The organism is Actinomadura chokoriensis, assembly GCF_039529475.1.
Lineage (GTDB): Bacteria > Actinomycetota > Actinomycetes > Streptosporangiales > Streptosporangiaceae > Spirillospora > Spirillospora bangladeshensis.
Genome location: NZ_BAAAMW010000004.1, coordinates 27,707 through 45,922, shown reverse-complemented (window position 1 = coordinate 45,922; position 18,216 = coordinate 27,707). Strand labels below are relative to the sequence as shown.

Sequence of the window (18,216 nt, the reverse complement as noted above, 5' to 3'; positions counted from 1 at the left end):
GGCGCCAGGGTGGCGCGGGTCGGACGGCACATGTCCGGTCCGGTGGTTTACTGGGGTCGCGTTGGCGCAGAGGGGGGACACCGTTCGGCGCGCTCGGCCCTCGTGCTCCCACTTGATGGCAGGCACCTACCCGCACCCGAGAAGGAGTTAGGCGGCATGAGCATGGGCCACGAGGTTCGTTACCGCGTGCGCGGCGGCAGGCAGCTGCACGGCACGGTGTTCATCCAGGGGGCGAAGAACGCCGTCCTGCCGATGATCGGTGCCTCGCTGATGGCCGCCAAGGGGCGCACCGTCCTGCGCAACGTCCCGATCATCGAGGACGTGCGGCGCGCGGTGGAGCTCGCGCGGGCCATCGGGGCCAAGGCCGAGTTGCACGAGACCGAGCGCACCCTGGTGATCGACGCGTCCTCGCTGAGCAGCCCCGTGCTGCCCGCCGACATCGCGTCCCGGTTCCGCGGCTCGTTCCTGTTCGTCCCCGCGCTGCTGCACCGGCTCGGCGAGGCCGTCATCGAGGGCGTCGGCGGCTGCAACCTCGGCAGCCGCAACCTCGACTTCCACTACAACGGCTTCAAGCGGATGGGCGCCACGGTCACCGAGCACGTGGCCGACAACGGCGACGGCATCATCCACATCAAGGCGGGCGACCTGCGCGGCGGGACCCTCTACTGCGACACCCCCTCGCACACCGGCACCGAGAACCTGATCATGGCGGCCGCGCTGGCCCGCGGCACCACGCTGATCAAGAACGCGGCGCTGGAGCCGGAGGTGCTGGACAACATCGCGATCCTGCAGGCGATGGGCGCCAAGATCAGCGGCGGCGGCACCGGGTTCGTCACGGTCGAGGGCGTGGAGGAGCTGACCGCCGTCGAGCACACCGTGATGCCCGACCGGATCGACGCCGGCGTGTTCGTGATGGCCGCCGCGATCACCGGCGGCGACCTCAGCCTCGTCGGCGCCTCGCTGGAGCACCTCGGCGTCGCCGCCGACAAGCTGGAGCAGATGGGCCTGGAGTTCCACCAGCAGGGCGCCGTGCTGCAGGTCCGCCGCGACCGGACGCTCCGCCCGATCAACGTCATCACCGACGAGTACCCGGGCTTCGCCACCGACCTGCAGTCGCCGATCATGGCGCTGTCCTGCCTCGCCGAGGGCCAGTCCTACATCTACGAGCGGATCTTCGACGGCCGGTTCAAGCTGGCCGGCGAGCTGGCGAAGATGGGCGCCGACATCGAGGTGGACGGCAACCGCGCGAAGGTGAACGGCCCGCGCGCGCTGCGCGGCGCCGAGGTGGAGGCGCACGACCTGCGCTGCGGCAGCGCGCTCGTCCTCGCGGGCCTCGCCGCCGAGGGCGAGACGACGATCACCTCGGCCTACTACCTCGACCGCGGGCACGCGCACACCGCCGAGCGGCTGTCGCAGCTGGGCGCCGAGATCGTCCGCGAAGCCGACTAGGGCCGGACGGGCTGGGGCCGGACGGGCGGGGCCGCCGCCGCGAACGGCCGAATGTGGCCCCCTCCTGACCAACTCCGGGTTCGCACCTGACGGGGCGTGTAACGCCGCGTCGCGAAATCACGGAACCGAAGCGTTGCCCACCCGCTACGCACGGTCATGGCATCCGTCCCCACGGGCCGCCGAACCGGACCGCTGACCAGGGAAGAATCCCCATGGAACGCTCCGGTTCGGACGGCCCGTAACGCGGAAAATAATCACCGGAAGTGATCATCCGGCCTCCTCGGACGGATCGTTCGTCTTTCCGGCGCGGCCGGCAGCGACACGTCCGGATTTCGGCCCGTAGGTAAACCAAACCGGTGCCCCAGGGGTCCTTCCTATGCGCGAGAGCGTCAGGAGGGGCCCCTAGCGGTGTTTTAGGGTCTTGCCTTTCAACTTCGGACATCCGAAGATGCTGGATCGAGGCTGCCCGATTGGTGACAAATTACTGACCAGGGGGTCGCGTAGGTTACTTTTTCGCCGCACTCTTGATTCGATTTCGCTTCTGGGCGTCACATCCGGTCGTCCTGACCCGATCTGCCAGAGGGGCTCGGATCGCGAAACGGCGGTGCTGGGGTCAGAAGGCAGGGCTGGCGAGCCATGAGTCAACCGTTGGGCGAGACGTGCGCGAACAGGTGGCCGGGGCGGTGCCCCCGCCGAGAGGACGGACCGGAAGCGAGCGAGCATCGATGACGGCGGCACGAACGGGTTCGGTCACGCCCGATCTCACGATCGGCGTCGTGGGCCCACACGACCTGGTGGAACGGGTCATGCTGATGGGCCACGGCCCGACCCCGGTACCGAGCCGGCTGGTGGCCGCCGCGTACCGGGACGAGCAGGAGGCGGCCGACAAGGTCGTCCGCCTCGGCTCGGGCGTCGACGTGTGCCTGTTCGCGAGCCCCGTCCCGTACGACTTCGCGCGCAAGGCCGGGGTGCTCACCATGCCCGCGACCTATGTGCCGCTGAACGGCGCCGCCCTCCAGGGCGCCCTTCTGCGGGCGTCCCTCGACGAGCGCTTCGACCCGTCCCGGGTCAGCATCGACGTGCTGGGCCGCGCCGAGGTCGAGGAGGCGTACTCCGAGATCAGCCTCGGCACCGAGCAGGTGCACCTCCGCGAGGAGGCCGCGGGCCCCGGCACCCTGGCCGCGTTCCACGAGCGCCTCTGGCGCCGGGGCGCGACGACCGTCGCGATGACGTGCGTGCACGCCACGGCCGAACGCATGGAGATGGCGGGCGTACCCACGATCCGCGTGCGTCCGACCGGCGCCGCGATCCGCAGCTCCCTGCAGACGGCGGCCCTGCTCGGCGCCCACCACCGGCTAGAGGAATCCCAACTGGTCGTCGTCCTGGTGGACGTCCCCACCCTCCGCGAGACGCCTCGCCGCGTCACCCCCCGCTACTGGCGGGACGAGCTGAAACTCGCGCTGCACCGGGTCCTGCTGCAAGAGGCGCACCGCATGAACGCCTCCGTCTGGCCCCTGGACGACCACAGCTACCTGGTCATCGCGACACGCGGCTCGGTGACGACGTCCACGGAGGGCTTCCGCACCCCGCCCTTCGTGGAACGCGTCCGCGAGGAACTGGGCCTGGCCATAGAAGTCGGCATCGGCATGGGCCGCACCGCCCACGAGGCCGAGAACCACGCCCGGGCCGCGCTGGCCCGCTCCCAGAGCTCCCAACGCGCCCAGGGCTTCGCCCTCGACCGCGACGGCCGCGCCCTTGTGCCGGCCCCGCGCACACCCCCGCGCACCCAACCCCAGGCCAAGCCCAAGGGCCTGGAGATCCTGGCCCGCCTGGCCGACAAGCTCGGCGACCAGGAACAGCCCCTCATCGTGGACGCGGAGAACGCCGGCAAGATGCTCGGCGTCACGCCCCGCACGGCCCGCCGCCTCCTGCGCACCCTCGTCGAGGAGGGCCTGGCCTGGCCGCTCCCCCCGAACCGCACCCCCCAGCCGGGCCGCCCCCGCCAGCTCTACCGCCTGATCATCGAAAAGCTCGGCCCCACCAAGACGAGCTGACCCTGAGGGCTGACGGGGCACTCCATCAGCGCTCGGGACGCCGCCCCCTCAGCCCCTCTCCTTCGCGATCGCCTCCCGCACCGCCGGAACGACCTCCCCCGCCCAGCGTCCGAGGGCCGTCTCGTCCGGCGTCCCCCCGGACGGCGAGAAGAGCATGAAGCCGGACGCGCCGTGCTCCAGCACCGCACCGGTCAGCTCCTCGGCCCACTGCCCGGCGGAGCCGCCGACCCAGCGCCCGCCGCCGTCCCGGGTGGCGGGCAGCGGACGGTCGGTGATGCGCCCGGGGAAGTTGAAGACCGTCCGGACGTCGCGCGGGTCGCGGCCCACCGCTGCGGCCGCCTCGTCGATGACCGGCCGCGACGTCCGGTACCGCTCGCTGAGCCAGTCCGCCGCGTGCCCGGGAATCCAGCCGTCGGCCTCCCGCCCCGTCGCGGCCAGCGACTTGGGCCCGACGGACCCGGTCCACACGGGGGGCGCGGGCACCGGGGCCGGCGCGATCCCGTCCACCCGGTAGTGGCGCCCCGCGAAGGTGACCGGCGGGCCGCCGCCGGAGAGCTTCTTGACCAGCGTGATCGCCTCCTCGAAGGCGTCCACGGCGTCCGCGGGGGGCAGCCGCGGCACCCCCATGTCGGCGATGCGGTCCCACAGGCCGCCGGCGCCCATTCCGACGACGACGCGGCCGCCGGTCAGCGACGCCAGCGACGTCACCGTCCGCGCGAGCATGGGCGCGGGCCGTGTCGGCAGGTTGGTCACGTTGGCGAAGCCCGCGATGCGCTCCGTCCGTCCGAGCAGGAACCCGATGGACGCGTAGGCGTCGAGCCGCTCACCGAGGTAGGGGTGGTCGGACAGCGAGAACAGATCCAGCCCCTCCCGGTCGGCCCGCTCCACCATGCGCATCAACGCGGGCTGATCGTCGAAGGTGCTGTGTGCTCCGAAACCGAAAACAACGTCATGTGCGGTCATTGCCGTGCCTTTCATGCACTGAGTGGACTCACCACGCATACGCCTCAGGCGCCGACCTGCCCCTGGTCAACCCGACCCCCGCGAACAGCTCGTCAAGCCGGGCCAGGATGCCTTCGTCCAGCGCGATGCCGAGCGCGCGCAGCGAGCCGTCGATCGAGCCGCTGTTGGTGGTCGTCCGTGGGATCGATGAGGACGACATCGGCCTCGGACCGCAGCGCCTTGGCGACCGCGGCGTCCCCGTAGCCTCTGCCGACGACCGCGACTGTACGGCCCATCATTGCGCGCTCCTCAGAACGAAGCCTTAGTTCGTAGCACGAACCGTAACAGTTCGTATCACGAACAACAAGCCCCGAGTTCTCGGGAGAGGCATCAGCTCAGGCCGTCGACGGCCTCCACGTCCGGTTCCTTGAAGACCAGCGGGGCCTCATTGTCGAGGACGACCCGCCCCAGCAGTCGGGCGAGCATCTCGCGGTCCTGCGGGCCGAGGCCCGCGGCCAACCCGTCGATCCGCCGGCAGGTCTCGGTGTAGAACTCCTCGGCCAACTCCGCGCCCCGCTCGGTCAGCGCGACCCGCACCGCCCGCGTGTCCCGCGGATCCGCCTCCCGCCTGACCAGCCCGTTCCGCTCGGTGCGGTCCACCAGCCCGGTGAGGCTCGACTTGGCCAGCCGCAGCATCGCGCCCAACTCGCCCATGCCGTACGACCGCGACATCAGCACGCAGAGCAACTGGCCCTGCTGCGGAGTCAGCCCGTACTCCCGGCCCGACTCCGCATATACCGCATTCACCAGGAACGAGGACCGCACGAGCGCGGCCACGACCCCGATCCGCCCATCACCCTGCTCAGCCACATGGCCAGGCTAACATTGATCACACTCGGTAATTCGCACAACGAACTGCTGGAAATCGCGCAGCGCGCGGGCCAGTCGGGCAAGGCCCGAGTCCTCGCCGGCTTCCGCCACCTGATTCGCTCGGCGGGCTCGGTGATCTCGTCTGCCGCCGGTTCCAGGCGGTCCAGGCGGGCGCGGGCCCGTTGGAGTGTGCTGTGCACGGCGGCCGGAGTGACGCCCAGGACGTCGGCCGCTTCCTCGGCGGGCCACGAGAGTACGTCGCGCAGGATCAGGACGGTCCGCTGCTGCGGGGGCAGGTGTTGCAGGGCCGCGATCAGGGCCAGGCGCAGGCCGGTTCGTCCGGCGACGATGGCCGCCGGGCCGGCCTGTGAGTCGGGGATGGGCTCCAGCCACGGGATCTCCGTGTCGCGGGGGCCGGTCGCGGCCGGGTCGGTGGACGGGCCGCCCAGTCCGCCGGGCAGCACGGCGGGGCTGCTGTGCCGCAGCGCGTTGAGGCAGGCGTTGGTGGCGATGGCAGTTCGCACCGGAACGGTTCGGTCAGGCGCGCGAACTCGTCACGCGGCTGTTCGACCATGGTCATTCGATACGCCTCCCTTGCTTGTACAGACACCGGTCCGCGGCCGGATTCGCCGGGTGCCGCCCGGCCGATTCCGCCGGGGCGCCGGTCGGTACGGGCATGGACAGGAAATGGGTTCTGGGGCTCGCGTCCGCGGGCTCGGTGATGGTCGCGAATGGACGGTGAACGCCTACAGCCTGAGCTTCGCCGTCCTGCTGACGACCGGCGCCGCGCTCGGCCCGGTGTGGGGGCTGGTCCGCTCGCAGGCCGCCGGGTGGGGCAGCGCCGAGGTGGCCGGGACGCTCATCGCGGGCGCGGCCTGCGGCGCCGGCTTCGTCGTCTGGCAGCGGGCCGCCGCGCACCCGATGGTGCCGCCGGAACTGTTCCGCCTGCGCGGCTTCGCGGCCGGGAACGCCGCCGGGCTGCTCCTGTCCGCCTCGCTGTTCTTCACCGCGCAGTACTTCCAGACGGGACGGGGTGACGAGCCGCTCGCCGCCGGGCTGCACCTGATCGCCTGGACGGGCTCGGTGACGATCGTGGCCACGGTGGCGGGACGCCTGCTCGACCGGGTCGGGGCGCGACCCCCGCCCCGGCGACGCGGCGCCGGGTGCGGGAGCCCGCCGGTCGTTCCTAGTTGCGGTGGGGGAAGGACTTGGCGACGTCCAGGAAGGCGTCGTTCTCCTCCGGGGAGCCGATGGAGACCCGGGCGCCCTCGCCGTCGAACGGGCGGACGCTCACGCCCTGCGCGTCGCAGGCGGCGGAGAACTCCATGGTGCGGTCGCCGAGGCGGAGCCAGACGAAGTTCGCCTCGGTCGGCGGGACCGTCCAGCCGTCGGCGAGGAGGGCGTCCCGGACGCGGTCGCGCTCCTTCACCGTGCCCTCGACGCGCTCCAGGAGTTCGTCGGTCGCCTGCAGGGACGCGACGCCCGCGGCCTGGGCGACCGAGTTCACGCTGAACGGCAGGAAGGTCTTGCGGATCGCGCCCGCCACCTCCGGGTGGGCGACGAGGTAGCCGATGCGGAGGCCGGCGAGGCCGTAGGCCTTGGAGAACGTCCGGAGGACGGCGAGGTTCGGGCGGTCGCCGCGCAGGGTCAGGCCGTCCGGGACCTCGTCGTCGCGGATGTACTCGCGGTACGCCTCGTCCAGGACGACCAGGCAGTCGGCGGGGACGCGGTCGAGGAACGCCTCCAGTTCGGCGCGCCGGACGACCGTGCCCGTCGGGTTGTTCGGGTTGCAGACGAAGACCAGCCGCGTGTTCTCGGTGATCGCGTCGGCCATCGCCTCCAGGTCGTGGGTCTCGTCCCTCAGCGCCACCTGGACGCCCGTGGCGCCCGACAGCGACACGAGGAGCGGGTACGCCTCGAACGACCGCCACGCGTAGACGACCTCGGCGCCCGGCTCGGCGACCGCCTCCAGGAGCATCTGCGTCATCCCGACCGAGCCGCAGCCGACCGCGACGTGGTCGGCGGGGACGCCGCAGAAGCGGGCGATCTCCTCGGTCAGCGCCGTCGCGTTGTTGTCGGGGTAGCGGTTGATGTTCCGGGCCGCCTCGCTGATCGCGTCCACGACCGACGGCAGCGGGCCGTGCGGAGACTCGTTGGACGACAGCTTGTACGAGCGGCCCTCGGGTGACACCACGACCTTGCCGGGCTTGTAAGCCACGAACCGGTCGAGGACGGAGCGGAAGCGCGGAGTGGTTGCCTCGGACACCGTTGTCCTCCAGATCGCGTGGGGGTGAACACCCCTCAGCCTATGCAGCGTCCCTCATCATCCAGCAAACGGCCACGATCCGGACGAACTCCCAGTCGCGGGGGTCGTCCGGCCACCAGCCCCGGTCGAAGGCGTCCTTGGCGAACCCGTGCAGGTAGGCCATCAGCTCGTCCTGGCCCGCGGCGCCGAGCTCGTCGCGGAGCGCGGCCACATGCTGGTCGACGGCCGCCGCGAGCCCCGGGGACCCGGCCATCTCCGCGACACCGGCGTCACCGATGTCCCGGACGAGCACGCCGAGCGCTTCGTCACCGTCCATAGGGGCCGAAAATAGCAACCGCCGCCCGATGCGCGCGACGTCGGCCCAGGTCAAAGGCCGCCGGGCAGGGTCAGACGCGCGGGCGGAGCATGGGCGGGCGCAGTTGCTCGGCGTCGCCGCGCCGGTACAGGCGGGCGGGGCGGCCGCCGTCGCGCGTCGTGGTCCGGTCGGTGGGGATGAGGAAGCGGTCGGCGCCGGTGACCTTCCGGTGGAAGTTCCGCGGGTCCAGGCTGGTGCCCCACACGATCTCGTAGACGCGGCGCAGTTCAGCGACGGTGAACTCGGGCGGGCAGAACGCGGCGGCGAGCGAGGTGTACTCCAGCTTCGCCCGCGCGCGCTCCATCCCGTCCCGCAGGATCCGGCGGTGGTCGAACGCGGCCCGGTCGTGGTGGACGAGCTCGTCCACCGCCGTCCACAGCACCTGGGCGCGGCTGGACGCGGGCAGATCGGGCGCCAGCCCCAGGTAGGCGACGCTCACCACCCGCTGCCGGGGGTCGCGGTCGGGGTAGCCGTAGGTGGCGAGCTGCTCCAGGTGGATCCGGACGTCCGCGAGCCCGGCCCGCTCCGCCATGAGCCGGGACGCGGCGACGGGCAGGTCCTCCTCCAGCTGGATGAACCCGCCCGGCAGCGACCACGCCCCGTCGTAGGGCGCCCGGTCCCGCCGCCACATCAGCGCGCACAGGCGCTGCTCCCGCACGGTGAGCACGACGAGATCGACGGAGACGGCGAGCCGGGGCACGGACATGCAACGAACTTAGCGGGACCGGCCGCCCCCTAACGCCAAGAAGGCCCGGCGGGGCCGGGCCTTCTGGGGTTGCGGCGGGGTTGCGGCGTCAGTCCTCCTTGGGGATCTCCACCGCGGGCACGGCCGGCGTCGCACCGTTGTGGCCGTTGGCGGCGGGCTGCGCGTTGTTCAGGTTGGCGAGCAGCTGGCGGGCGACGCCGAGGCCCGTCCCGCCGAGCGTGAGCGCCTTGGCGAGCATGTCCTCGATGCCTTCGGCGCCGTTGAGCACGACCATGTTGTCGACGTTGCCGAACACGCCCGCGCCGGCCTCGACGATCTGCGGCCACTGCTCGGCGAGCTGCTGCGCGATGACGGCGTCGGTGTTCTCGGCCAGCGCCTCCGCGCGGGCCTTGATCGCCTCGGCCTCCGCGAGGCCCTTCTGCCGGATCGCGTCCGCGTCGGCCTCACCGAGGATCCGGGTGGCCTCGGCCTGCCGCTCCGCCTTCAGCTGGATCTCCGTCGCGGCGGCCTGGGCCTGGGCGATGCGCTCCTCGCGCTCGGCCTCGGCCAGCTTGACCTGCTCGTACGCGCGCGCGTCCGCGGGCTTGCGGATCTCGCTCTCCAGCCGCTTCTCGGTGCGCTCGGCCTCCAGCTCGGCGTTGCGGGTCTCCTTGAGGATGACCTCCTGCCGGGCCTGCTGCGCGGCCTGCTGCACCTGGCCCTCGTACTCGGCCTTCTTCATCTCGGTGTCGCGGATGACCGCGGCGTTCTGCCGCTCGGTCTCCTGCTCGCGCTCGGTGGCCTCCTGGTTGCGCTCGGCCTCGGCGATGCGGGCGGCGGCGGCGACCTTCGCGGCGTGCGGGCGGCCCAGGTTGGCGATGTAGTCGGTCTCGTCGTCGATCTCCTGGATCTGGAGGGAGTCGACGACCAGGCCGAGCTTGCTCATCTCGTCGGCCGCGGAGCTGCGCGTCTCGGACGTCAGCCGCTCCCGGTTGAGGATCAGGTCCTCGACGGTGAGGTTGCCGATGATGGAGCGCAGGTGGCCGGTGAACAGCTCATGGATCGTGTTGTCCATGGACGACTGCTGCTCCAGGAACCGCCGCGCCGCGTTGGCGATGGAGACCAGGTCGTCCCCGACCTTGTAGATCACGACGCCGCGCACCTTGACCGGGATGCCCTGCTGCGTCACGCAGTTCACCTCGAGGTTGGCGGCGCGGCTGTCGAGCTGCAGCCGGCGCGACACCTGGAAACCGGGCAGGACGGACGTCCCCTTGCCGGTCACGATCTTGAATCCGAGGCTGTCCACGCCGTCGATCGGCTTGGACTTGGCGCCGAGCCCGGAGATGATCAGAGCCTCGTTCGGCTCGGCGACCCGCCAGACCATCTTGAACAAGATGATCAATACGATGATGGCGACGACCACGCCGATCGCCACGGCGAGCACGGGCATGCGGCCTCCTCTTCACATTTTGGTGCGGTCGGCCCACGGGCCCGCCCGCGTTTCCCCTCAGACGCACGGTAAGGCCGTCCGGTTCTCCTCCGAGATGGCCTCTTTGTGCCAGTCCTACTGGGGCAGCGCCGGCGCCACGTACACCGTCCGGGGCGGGTGGTGCTCGACGACCACGACGATCGTGCCGACGCCGATCTCGTCCTGCGGGTTCACGGGGTGCGCGTAGAACGCCTCGACACCGCCCCTGATGGGGATCATGACCTCCCCGACGAGCCCCGGCCCGATCCGGCCGGTCACCCGGCCCTCCTTACCGATCAAGGACACCCCCGCTGGGAACGACGCGCCCGGGACGTACGTCCCGTGTAAGGCGAACCGTATCCGGTGGCCGAGACCGTCCGCGAGCCGCGTGACTCACGGCAGGACGCGCTCCGCCTGCGCGCGTGCCTCGCGGGCGAGGTGCTCGGCGTCCTCGCGGGTGACGGCCGGGCCGAAGACGGTGACGGTGGCGAGGTAGTGGCGGCCGCGGAAGACGACGTACCAGGTGCGGCTCCGGGCGCCGCCGCTGGTCGTGGACACCCCGACGGTGCGGGACCCCTCGCCGATCTCGCCCTTCGGCGCCTCCACCACGCGGTGCTCCGCCCAGTTCGAGCCGATCTTGGTGCGGAACCTCAGGCAGCCGGACGGGACGCGCGCGTTGACCTGCTTCTCGGCGTCGGCGGCGGACATCCCCATGAGCGTCTCGGTGGCGGTCTGCCCGGCGCCGCCGGTGAACGAGACGAGCGCCGCCGGGACGTCGCCGGCCACGGTGCCGCCCGGGCGGTCCGTCCCGCAGCGCGGCTTGTCGAGGGTCGCCTCGCGCTGCAGCCGGGCGGCGTTCTGGATGGCCTTCAGCGACCCGTACTCCCCCGAATCGGGCTCCCCGGCCCGCCGGTAGCCGGGCGCCGCGGTGAGCAGCGCCTGCGCGAGCTGGTCGGAGGTGTACCCGATGCCCGCCACCTCCGCCCGGGCGGTCCCGCGCACCTCCCGCGCACGCTCGCCGCCGCCGCCGCACGCACTGGCGGCGGCGGCCGTCACCAACAGGACGATCGGGAAGAACCTGGACGCCATGGCCGCGACCCTACGACCCCACCCCCCACCCGACCCCCCGACGACACGCCCTCACCCCCAACCCGCCGAACCGGAACGGGCGCCATCGACCGCGAGGCCGGGCCGCCTTACGCGACGGCCGGAGCGGAGCGCCAGCGGAGCGGAGGGCGGCGCCTCTCAGCCCTGTTGTTCGGCGCGGTTGTTGTATTCGGCGGCGTAGTCCTGGCCGGACATCTTCTGGATGGTCTCGACGATCTCGTCGGTGATGGCGCGGCGGGCCTTGGCCGGGGGGAGGTCGCGGTAGTGGGAGAAGTCCATGGGCGGGCCGATCCGCACGGTGGGGCGGGGGCCGAAGACGCGCGGGAAGCCCGCGCCGATCGGCTGGATCTTCTCGGTGCCCTCCAGGGCGACCGGCAGGACGCGGGCGCCGGACTCCAGGACGAGCCAGCCGACGCCCGTGCGGCCGCGGTAGAGGCGTCCGTCCGGGGAGCGGGTGCCCTCGGGGTAGATCGCGAAGGCGCCGGCGTTGTCGAGGACCTCGGCGGCCTGCTCGAGGGCGCCCATCGCGGCGCGGCGGGCGCCGCGGCGGACCGGGACGTGCCCGAGGTTGGTGAGGAACCAGCGGACGAAGCCCTTCTTCAGCCCGCCGCCCTCGAAGTAGTCGGCCTTGGCGATGTAGGTGACCGGGCGCGGCACCGCGAGCGGGATGATGAAGCTGTCGATGAACGACAGGTGGTTGCTGGCCACGATCAGCGGCCCGTAGCTCGGCACGTTCTCGCCGCCGACGACGCGGGGCCGGAATAGCAGCCAGAGGATCGGACGCACCACGCGCGTCATGAACGTGTAGAACACCCAGCCTCCCGAATTTCGCCACCTCACTGTAACCTCTGCGCCGATCCGGGCCAGAGTCAGCGTCCGCCTTTCGCGCGTGGAGGCAGGTAAGAAATGGTCCAAGCCCAGGTCAAGCCCTGCGCAAGTGACATTGGACGCCATTTCTTACCCTTCGGTAAGTTTCTCTTGAGTAAGTTATTGCCCACGTTTCCCGGAGGTCCCCGGACGCATCCGGACGTCCGGGACGGCGCGTCGGGTAGAGTCAGCACGTGGGACCGGCCGGACGTCCGGGACGGCGTTGCGGTCCGGCCGGGCGGGCTCGGTGACCGGTCCCCATTCCCGGTGAGAGCTTGGAATGCGGGCACGGGTGCGCAATCCTGAGGAGTCACCTGAGATGGCCGGGTACGACCGGATGGGCGTGAGGTGACCATGGACTTCGACATCAGCCTGATGCGCGACGACCGCTGCACGGTCGTCCGTGTCCAGGGCGACATCGACGTGGTGTCCCGGACGCGCTTCGAGGAGACCCTCTTCGAGGTCGTCGACTCCGACGAACCCGTGGTCGTCGACATGCGCGAGGTCACGTTCTGCGACTCGACCGGCCTGAACGCGCTCGTCGCCGCCAACCGGCGGGCCCTCCAGCGCGACGGCCACATCGCGCTGGTGGCGCTGCCGCCGCGCGTCCAGCGGGTCTTCCGCATCACCGGCATCGACCGGTACATCCCGATCTACGACACGCTGCGCGAGGCGATCGTCGCGTTCCCGTCCACGACCACGCCCTGACCCGGCTCAGGTACAGCCCTCGAACTGCGGGACGCTCGTCGTCAGCTTCAGCCCCGACTTGCCGAACCACTTGGTGAGCAGGCGCTGCGCGGTGCCGTCCTGGTACATCGCGGTGATGGCCCGGTTGACCTCCTCGCAGCCCCTCAGGTCGCCCTTCTTGAGCCCGACGCCGTACTTCTCGTCGGTGAACGGCGCGTTGATCATCCGTCCGGGGCGGCCGGCGGCGAACCCGGCGAGGATCAGGTCGTCGGTCGACACGGCGTCGAGCCTCCCGGCGGCGAGGGCGTCCATGCAGGCCCCGTAGGTGCCGACGGTGACGGGCTCGGCGGCGACCTTGCGCTCCTCGATGACGCGGCGCCAGGAGTTGGAGCCGGTCACCTCGCAGATCCGCTTGCCCTTGAGGTCGCGGACGTCCCGGATGGACGCGGCGTCGGCGCGGACGAAGGTGTCCTGGTGGGCGACGTAGTAGGGCCCGCCGAAGGTGACCTTCATCTTGCGCTTCGCGGTGATCGAGTACGTCGCGACGATCATGTCGACGGTGCCCTTCGCGAGCGCCTCCTCGCGGACGGACGAGTTCGTCGTCCGCCACGTGATGCGGCTCTTCGGGACGCCCATCCTCCCCGCGATGTAGGTGGCGACGTCGACGTCGAAGCCCTCGTACGTCCCGTCCGGGCGCTTCACGCCGAGCGCCGGCTGGTCCTCCTTCACGCCGATGACCAGGGAGTCCTTGTCGGCGACGGACTCCTCCTCGGTGCCGCCGAGGCCGCAGCCCGCCAGCACCGCCGCGGCCAGGACGGCGGCGACGGCTCGGGTACCGCGCATGGCTTGCTCTCCTCCGGTCACGGTCAGCGGAACTCGGCCAGCCGGGGGCGGACCCCGGCCAGGACCAGCAGGGCGATCACGGCGGCGCCGGCGGGCGGGACGGCGTTCCAGCCGCGCAGCCCGCCGTCGGCGTCCTCGATCGCCTCGTCGAAGGCGTCCTGGTGGACGGCCGTCAGCAGGCTGAGCGCCTTGTCGAAGTTGTCGAAGTCGTGGATGGCGCCGGACGTCCGGCCCATCCGCAGGTCGATCGCCCCGGACCGGTTCCCCGCCGACGCCAGCCGCCGCATCTCGGCGTCGTTGCGCTGGACGGTCCGGTACGCCGCGAGCACCGCCGCGAGGGCGTCGGCCTCACGGCCCTTGTCGATGGTGCGGGCCTCGTCCCCGAAGAAGCCGAGGAACGGCACGGCGCCCTTGCCCGGCCTGTAGGGGGCGACCTTCTGCTCCAGGCCCGCGTAGTAGTTCTCCAGGTTCACCGGCTTGTCGCCGAGGTCGGGGTAGATGACCGACAGCGACTTGTCGAGGTAGGTCTGCTCGTAGGTGTCGGCGCGGCCCGGGTCGAGGAGGTAGCGGCTCTCGTCGGCGAACGCGCTGTGGCTGATCGCCCGCGCCCGCGACAGCTGGAGGATCGAGTCGAACCCGTCCTCCTTCGCCTTCTTGATGTGGCCCGCGTGCGCCGTCAATAGGCCCGCGCCGACCGCCGTGAGCACGACCGTGCCGAGCGTCGCGAGCACCAGCGCCGGGTTGAGGACGCGCCGGAACGTCCGGGCCAGGTACAGCTGCGTCGCGATCAGCAGGAGCAGCACGACCAGGCCGGTGAGGGCGACCCAGGCGCGTCCCGCGAGCACCGCCGACCGCTTCGTCTCGTACGACTGCCGGACGTGCGCGCCGCTGTCCAGCGTGATGTTGTACGCCTTCGGCAGCAGTTGCAGCTTCATCAGGTCGGTCGCCTGCCGGTAGGCGTCGACGACCTGCGGCGGCAGCTCGCCCGCCGCGTGGTCGGACTGCGCGTCGAGCTGCATGGCCTGGCCGACGAGGCGCTCGTACTTGCCGAGGCCGTCCAGCACCTCCTGGACCGTCCGCTTCAGCGCCGGGTCGCGCCCGGCGAGCTGCGCGGCCTGCACCGCCGCCGCGTCGGCCTCCGCGCGGCGCATCTCGTACACGCGCAGCGAGTTGTCGTAGCCGATGCCGAGGTTGTGCTCGCGTCCGATCAGCAGGATGTTGGACACCTGCGCGTCCATGTCGCTGAGCGCGAAGTACAGCGTGCCGGTCGCGACGACCTGCGGGCCCGCGTCGTGCCCGATCGTCTGGACGGAGTCGCGCGCGTTCCCGACCGACACGGTGAGGACGGCCAGCAGCGCGACGAGCGCGGCGAGGCAGAGCACCACGTGCGCGCGGATGCGGCCGGGGATCGTCTTCAGCCAGCGGCCGCGCAGGAACGTCCGGAGCCGGCCGCCGCGCGGGGCGCCGGGCGGGTCCGCGGGGGAGCGGGGCGGAACCGGGTCGAGCCGCGGGCCGGACGTCCGGGGAGCGGGAGCCGCCGGCTGCGCGGGACTCATCGTCATGGCGGGCCTTCCTGCAGGGACAGCGTGATGGTCGTCCAGACGCCCACGTGGATGCGGTCGCCGTCCGCCATCGGCACCGGCGCGTTCACCGGGATCGGCGCGGTGCCGCCGTTCACCGTCGTGCCGTTCGTCGAACCGGGGTCGACGAGGGTCCAGGTGCCGCCCGGCCGCGCCAGCAGGACGGCGTGCAGATGCGACACACCGGGGTCTTCGGGCGGCGCGCTCAGGTCGATCTCCGGCACGATCCCGCGGGACGCGCTGCGCCTGCCGATCCGGACCTCGCCGCCGGTCAGCGGGACGCGCCGCTCCGGACAGTAGGGCGGGAACGTGAAGCCGGCGGCGTCCTCGCCCATCTCGGCGACGACCGTGTCGAAGTAGGCGCGGTCGGCCGCGACCAGCGCGGACGGCCCGGAGTGCGCGGCCTGGGCGGCCGGGGAGCTGCCGGTGCGCGGCTGCGGCACCAGCGGCACGGCCCGCGCCGCGCGGTCGATCGCCAGCTCGACCGTGTAGAGGGTGCCGGTGTCGAAGTCGTAGCCGTCCACCTCGCAGAAGCGGCCCGAGCGGGGCGTCCCGCAGTGCGGGCACGCGGGCGGCTCGGACCCGGCCCCGGGACCGGCCGTGAGCGGAGCCTGGGGCGGGCCGATGGGGTCGCCGCACACGTCGCAGCGGTCGGCGCCTCGGGACGTGTGCCCGCGCGGGCAGATCGGCATGGGCCTCAGCCTCCGGCCTTGCCGTCGTCGCCGTGCCGGGTCCGGACGGTCCGGACGGAACGGGTGTCGAGCGACATCTCATCCGCCTTCGACACGTCCCGTTTCAGCCGGACGGTGCCGGTCGCCTCGTCGACGACGTCCACGACCCGGTCGAGCAGGCCGGAGATCTGCTCGTTGCCGACCTCCCGCGCGAGGACGACGGCGCGTCCGAGCCGGGCGGTCGCGCGGTCCCCGTCGCCCTCGCGCCGCGCCTCCAGGCCCTCCTGGATCGCGTCGGCGAGCTCCGACTGCCCGGTGTGGTGCGCGACCCGGCGGTTGATGCGGGTGGAGTGGGCCTCGTCGTCCGTCCACTCGGCGAGGATGTTGCCGGACGCGAGCACCTCGTCGCCCGCCAGCAGCTTCACCCCCGCGGCGCGCATCTGCCGTCCCACGTCGCCAGGCTGGACTTCGACGCACACGTGGTACTCGCGGGACTCGCTCCCCCAGGCGCCGAGCGGGTAGTCGCCCGTCTGCGCGCCCGACTCGACCCGGCGGCCGGTCAGGTCCTCGACGGCGGGGACCATCTGCTTCACGAACCGGAGCCGCGCCTGCTGCGGCGTCCACAGGCGCATCGTCACGTCCGCGACCTCCTTGCTCATCGCGGCCCGCGTCATCGCCAGGAAGTCGGCCTCCAGGTCGGCCGGGTCGGGGACGTCCAGGAACCCGCCCAGCAGCGCGGAGCTGATCTTGCGCAGCTCGGCGACGTCCCAGTCGGTGCCGACGCCGCGCGCGTCGCACAGGAAGCGGCCCTCGCACGCCCGCAGCGCCGCGTCCAGCTCCTCGGCCGGCTCGTGCTGGTTCTTGCCGTCGGTCAGCAGGATGGCGTGCCGGACGGCGTCGTCGTACCCGGTGAACAGGCGCTCGGCGAGGCGCAGCCACGACCCGATCGCCGTCCCGCCGGCCGCCTCCAGCCGTCCGATGGCGCTCACCGCGCCGCGCCGGGACGCCTCGTCCGCCGCGACGAGCCGCTCCCCCTGCGGGTAGATCATCCGCGGCCGGTTCGCGCCCGCGACCACCGCGAAGTGGACGCCGTCGCGCAGCACGTTCACCGCCGCCCGCGCGGCCCGCTTCGCCGCGGCCATCTTCCCCCGGTACGACATCGAACCGGACGTGTCGATGAGGATGATCTCCGCCGCGGGTGCGCCGCCGCCTCCGTCGGAGCGCGCCGCGACGGTGACGATCGCGTGCATCTCCCGCCCGCCCGCCGGAAGGTAGGCGTTCTGGTCGACGCGGACGGTGAACTCCGGAAACCCGCTCATCTGCTCCGCTCCCCAACCGGCGGCGGACAGGGGATCACCGCCGCCGTGACATTGTCGCGGCCGCCCACGTCCAGCGCCGCCCGCAGCAGCCGCCGCGCCGCGCCGACCGGGCCGCCCGCGCCGCCCAGCGCCACCGCCGCGAGGTCGTCCGCCTCCGGCAGGTCGTTCCACAGCCCGTCGCTGCACAGCACGACGAGCCCCGGGACCGCCGGGCGGAACGCCGCCACATGCGGCTCGACGGGCCCGGCGTCCGCGCCGAGCCACGCCGTGATCATGTGCGCCCGCGGGTCGGCCCACGCGTCCCCGGCGGCCATCGCCCCCTGCTCGACCATGGACGCGGCCCAGGAGTCGTCCCTGGTCAGCAGCCGCGAGCCCGCTTCGGACAGCCAGTACGCCCGGCTGTCGCCGACCCACCCGACCGTCACACCGGCCGGGTCGACGATGGCCGACACGAACGTGCACGCGGGCGACGCGTCCGGCCCGCCGGCGAGCCCGGCGACGACCTCGGCCGCCCGCTCCACCGCCGCCCGCGTCGTCGCCCGCGGATCCATGCCGGCGGACACCCGCCCGGTGAGCACGGCCAGCGCCGCATCGGCGGCCCGCCGCGCCCCCTCCGCCGACCCCGGCGCCGTGGCGACCCCGTCGCACACCACCGCACAGGCCCCTCGGGACAACCCCGCGATCGCGACCGCGTCCTCATTCCGCTTGCGCCGCAACCCGCGATCACTGACCGCGCCCCCGACAACCCCAAGGTCGACTTCACCAGGCCCCAGCTTCGGGGATTGCCGGAACCCGCACCGCCCACAGAACCCGTCCGCCCCAACGGCCACCCCACCACAATCCCCACAAACCCCACGCCCCGCGCTGGGCGCACCCCCCGCACTGGACGCAAGACCGGAGGTGGGGGGTGCGTGGTGCGCGGTCGGCGGGCGGGGGACCGGGGTGGTGGGGGTGCCGCATTGTTCGCAGAAGCGGTCGTGGGAGAGGGCGGGCTCGCCGCAGGTGCGGCATGCGGTGGCGGGGGCGCGCTGGTCGGTGGTCATGTCGGTGGTC

At 72.4% G+C, this 18,216-nt stretch carries 20 protein-coding genes; 3 read left to right on the top strand and 17 right to left on the bottom strand.

The features are described from left to right. Positions 1–162 precede the first annotated feature (162 nt). Together murA and ABFX46_RS10760 are read left to right on the top strand one after the other, a co-directional pair. Complete coding sequence (gene murA, locus ABFX46_RS10765; protein WP_346042133.1) at positions 163–1,449, top strand: UDP-N-acetylglucosamine 1-carboxyvinyltransferase; 1,287 nt, start codon at positions 163–165, stop codon at positions 1,447–1,449. A gap of 791 nt (positions 1,450–2,240) precedes the next feature. Then, positions 2,241–3,503 carry a transcriptional regulator gene (locus ABFX46_RS10760; protein ID WP_428831244.1) on the top strand — a complete coding sequence of 421 codons (1,263 nt, stop codon included), beginning with the start codon at positions 2,241–2,243 and terminating at the stop codon, positions 3,501–3,503. Positions 3,504–3,551: 48 nt separating this feature from the next. On the opposite strand, the gene ABFX46_RS10755 is transcribed toward ABFX46_RS10760, so the two are convergent. From ABFX46_RS10755 to ABFX46_RS10700, 12 genes are all read right to left on the bottom strand, one after another. Next, positions 3,552–4,400 (bottom strand): LLM class flavin-dependent oxidoreductase, encoded by an 849-nt coding sequence (locus ABFX46_RS10755; RefSeq protein ID WP_346041524.1) that lies wholly within the window; start codon positions 4,398–4,400, stop codon positions 3,552–3,554. A 94-nt stretch (positions 4,401–4,494) separates the two neighbouring features. Then, entirely contained in the window at positions 4,495–4,665 is a 171-nt protein-coding gene (locus ABFX46_RS10750) for a hypothetical protein (RefSeq protein ID WP_346041522.1), read from the bottom strand. 170 nt (positions 4,666–4,835) lie between these two features. Beyond that, positions 4,836–5,282, bottom strand: coding sequence for a MarR family winged helix-turn-helix transcriptional regulator (locus tag ABFX46_RS10745; RefSeq protein ID WP_346041520.1), 447 nt, complete (start codon positions 5,280–5,282; stop codon positions 4,836–4,838). After that, positions 5,249–5,839 carry a sigma factor-like helix-turn-helix DNA-binding protein gene (locus ABFX46_RS10740; protein ID WP_346041518.1) on the bottom strand — a complete coding sequence of 197 codons (591 nt, stop codon included), beginning with the start codon at positions 5,837–5,839 and terminating at the stop codon, positions 5,249–5,251. The genes ABFX46_RS10745 and ABFX46_RS10740 overlap by 34 nt, the downstream gene beginning before the upstream one ends. A gap of 222 nt (positions 5,840–6,061) precedes the next feature. After that, positions 6,062–6,415, bottom strand: coding sequence for a hypothetical protein (locus ABFX46_RS10735; RefSeq protein ID WP_346041517.1), 354 nt, complete (start codon positions 6,413–6,415; stop codon positions 6,062–6,064). Between the two features lie 86 nt (positions 6,416–6,501). Further along, on the bottom strand, positions 6,502–7,581 hold the full coding sequence (gene hisC, locus ABFX46_RS10730; protein ID WP_346041515.1) for a histidinol-phosphate transaminase: 1,080 nt from the start codon (positions 7,579–7,581) through the stop codon (positions 6,502–6,504). A gap of 40 nt (positions 7,582–7,621) precedes the next feature. Next, positions 7,622–7,897 (bottom strand): DUF6401 family natural product biosynthesis protein, encoded by a 276-nt coding sequence (locus tag ABFX46_RS10725; RefSeq protein ID WP_346041513.1) that lies wholly within the window; start codon positions 7,895–7,897, stop codon positions 7,622–7,624. A gap of 70 nt (positions 7,898–7,967) precedes the next feature. Next, the gene (locus ABFX46_RS10720; RefSeq protein WP_163060021.1) at positions 7,968–8,642 is read right to left on the bottom strand and encodes an NUDIX hydrolase; all 675 of its coding nucleotides are present in this window, start codon (positions 8,640–8,642) and stop codon (positions 7,968–7,970) included. 88 nt (positions 8,643–8,730) lie between these two features. Further along, positions 8,731–10,071, bottom strand: coding sequence for an SPFH domain-containing protein (locus ABFX46_RS10715; RefSeq protein ID WP_346041510.1), 1,341 nt, complete (start codon positions 10,069–10,071; stop codon positions 8,731–8,733). Positions 10,072–10,185: 114 nt separating this feature from the next. Beyond that, complete coding sequence (locus ABFX46_RS10710) at positions 10,186–10,368, bottom strand: hypothetical protein (RefSeq protein WP_131941232.1); 183 nt, start codon at positions 10,366–10,368, stop codon at positions 10,186–10,188. A gap of 114 nt (positions 10,369–10,482) precedes the next feature. Next, positions 10,483–11,178 (bottom strand): hypothetical protein, encoded by a 696-nt coding sequence (locus ABFX46_RS10705; RefSeq protein ID WP_346041508.1) that lies wholly within the window; start codon positions 11,176–11,178, stop codon positions 10,483–10,485. Positions 11,179–11,334: 156 nt separating this feature from the next. Then, positions 11,335–12,009, bottom strand: coding sequence for a lysophospholipid acyltransferase family protein (locus tag ABFX46_RS10700; RefSeq protein WP_346041506.1), 675 nt, complete (start codon positions 12,007–12,009; stop codon positions 11,335–11,337). A 408-nt stretch (positions 12,010–12,417) separates the two neighbouring features. Here ABFX46_RS10700 and ABFX46_RS10695 point away from each other — a divergent pair, with 408 nt between their 5' ends. Next, positions 12,418–12,771: an STAS domain-containing protein gene (locus tag ABFX46_RS10695; RefSeq protein ID WP_346041504.1), complete on the top strand. Its 354-nt coding sequence runs from the start codon at positions 12,418–12,420 to the stop codon at positions 12,769–12,771. 6 nt (positions 12,772–12,777) lie between these two features. Here the strand turns inward: ABFX46_RS10695 and ABFX46_RS10690 are convergent, their stop codons facing one another. The 5 genes from ABFX46_RS10690 to ABFX46_RS10670 are packed head-to-tail and all read right to left on the bottom strand — an operon-like array spanning position 12,778 to position 18,206. Then, positions 12,778–13,593, bottom strand: a complete 816-nt coding sequence (locus ABFX46_RS10690) for a glutamate ABC transporter substrate-binding protein (protein WP_346041503.1) — start codon at positions 13,591–13,593, stop codon at positions 12,778–12,780. Between the two features lie 23 nt (positions 13,594–13,616). After that, entirely contained in the window at positions 13,617–15,155 is a 1,539-nt protein-coding gene (locus tag ABFX46_RS10685; protein ID WP_346041501.1) for a hypothetical protein, read from the bottom strand. After that, positions 15,152–15,865: an FHA domain-containing protein gene (locus ABFX46_RS10680; protein ID WP_346041499.1), complete on the bottom strand. Its 714-nt coding sequence runs from the start codon at positions 15,863–15,865 to the stop codon at positions 15,152–15,154. The genes ABFX46_RS10685 and ABFX46_RS10680 overlap by 4 nt, the downstream gene beginning before the upstream one ends. Positions 15,866–15,870: 5 nt before the next feature. After that, positions 15,871–17,163 carry a vWA domain-containing protein gene (locus ABFX46_RS10675; RefSeq protein WP_346041497.1) on the bottom strand — a complete coding sequence of 431 codons (1,293 nt, stop codon included), beginning with the start codon at positions 17,161–17,163 and terminating at the stop codon, positions 15,871–15,873. Beyond that, on the bottom strand, positions 17,160–18,206 hold the full coding sequence (locus tag ABFX46_RS10670) for a PP2C family protein-serine/threonine phosphatase (protein WP_346042131.1): 1,047 nt from the start codon (positions 18,204–18,206) through the stop codon (positions 17,160–17,162). The genes ABFX46_RS10675 and ABFX46_RS10670 overlap by 4 nt, the downstream gene beginning before the upstream one ends. Between the last annotated feature and the right edge of the window lie 10 nt (positions 18,207–18,216).

Bases quoted from the DNA above. Each gene is read 5' to 3' on its own strand.
- ABFX46_RS10720 (WP_163060021.1), bottom strand. From the start codon at position 8,642: ATGTCCGTGCCCCGGCTCGCCGTCTCCGTCGATCTCGTCGTGCTCACC.
- ABFX46_RS10750 (WP_346041522.1), bottom strand. From the start codon at position 4,665: ATGTCGTCCTCATCGATCCCACGGACGACCACCAACAGCGGCTCGATC.
- ABFX46_RS10680 (WP_346041499.1), bottom strand. From the start codon at position 15,865: ATGCCGATCTGCCCGCGCGGGCACACGTCCCGAGGCGCCGACCGCTGC.
- ABFX46_RS10705 (WP_346041508.1), bottom strand. From the start codon at position 11,178: ATGGCGTCCAGGTTCTTCCCGATCGTCCTGTTGGTGACGGCCGCCGCC.
- murA (WP_346042133.1), top strand. From the start codon at position 163: ATGGGCCACGAGGTTCGTTACCGCGTGCGCGGCGGCAGGCAGCTGCAC.
- ABFX46_RS10755 (WP_346041524.1), bottom strand. From the start codon at position 4,400: ATGCGCATGGTGGAGCGGGCCGACCGGGAGGGGCTGGATCTGTTCTCG.
- ABFX46_RS10670 (WP_346042131.1), bottom strand. From the start codon at position 18,206: ATGACCACCGACCAGCGCGCCCCCGCCACCGCATGCCGCACCTGCGGC.
- ABFX46_RS10725 (WP_346041513.1), bottom strand. From the start codon at position 7,897: ATGGACGGTGACGAAGCGCTCGGCGTGCTCGTCCGGGACATCGGTGAC.
- ABFX46_RS10690 (WP_346041503.1), bottom strand. From the start codon at position 13,593: ATGCGCGGTACCCGAGCCGTCGCCGCCGTCCTGGCCGCGGCGGTGCTG.
- ABFX46_RS10715 (WP_346041510.1), bottom strand. From the start codon at position 10,071: ATGCCCGTGCTCGCCGTGGCGATCGGCGTGGTCGTCGCCATCATCGTA.
- ABFX46_RS10685 (WP_346041501.1), bottom strand. From the start codon at position 15,155: ATGACGATGAGTCCCGCGCAGCCGGCGGCTCCCGCTCCCCGGACGTCC.
- ABFX46_RS10695 (WP_346041504.1), top strand. From the start codon at position 12,418: ATGGACTTCGACATCAGCCTGATGCGCGACGACCGCTGCACGGTCGTC.
- ABFX46_RS10675 (WP_346041497.1), bottom strand. From the start codon at position 17,163: ATGAGCGGGTTTCCGGAGTTCACCGTCCGCGTCGACCAGAACGCCTAC.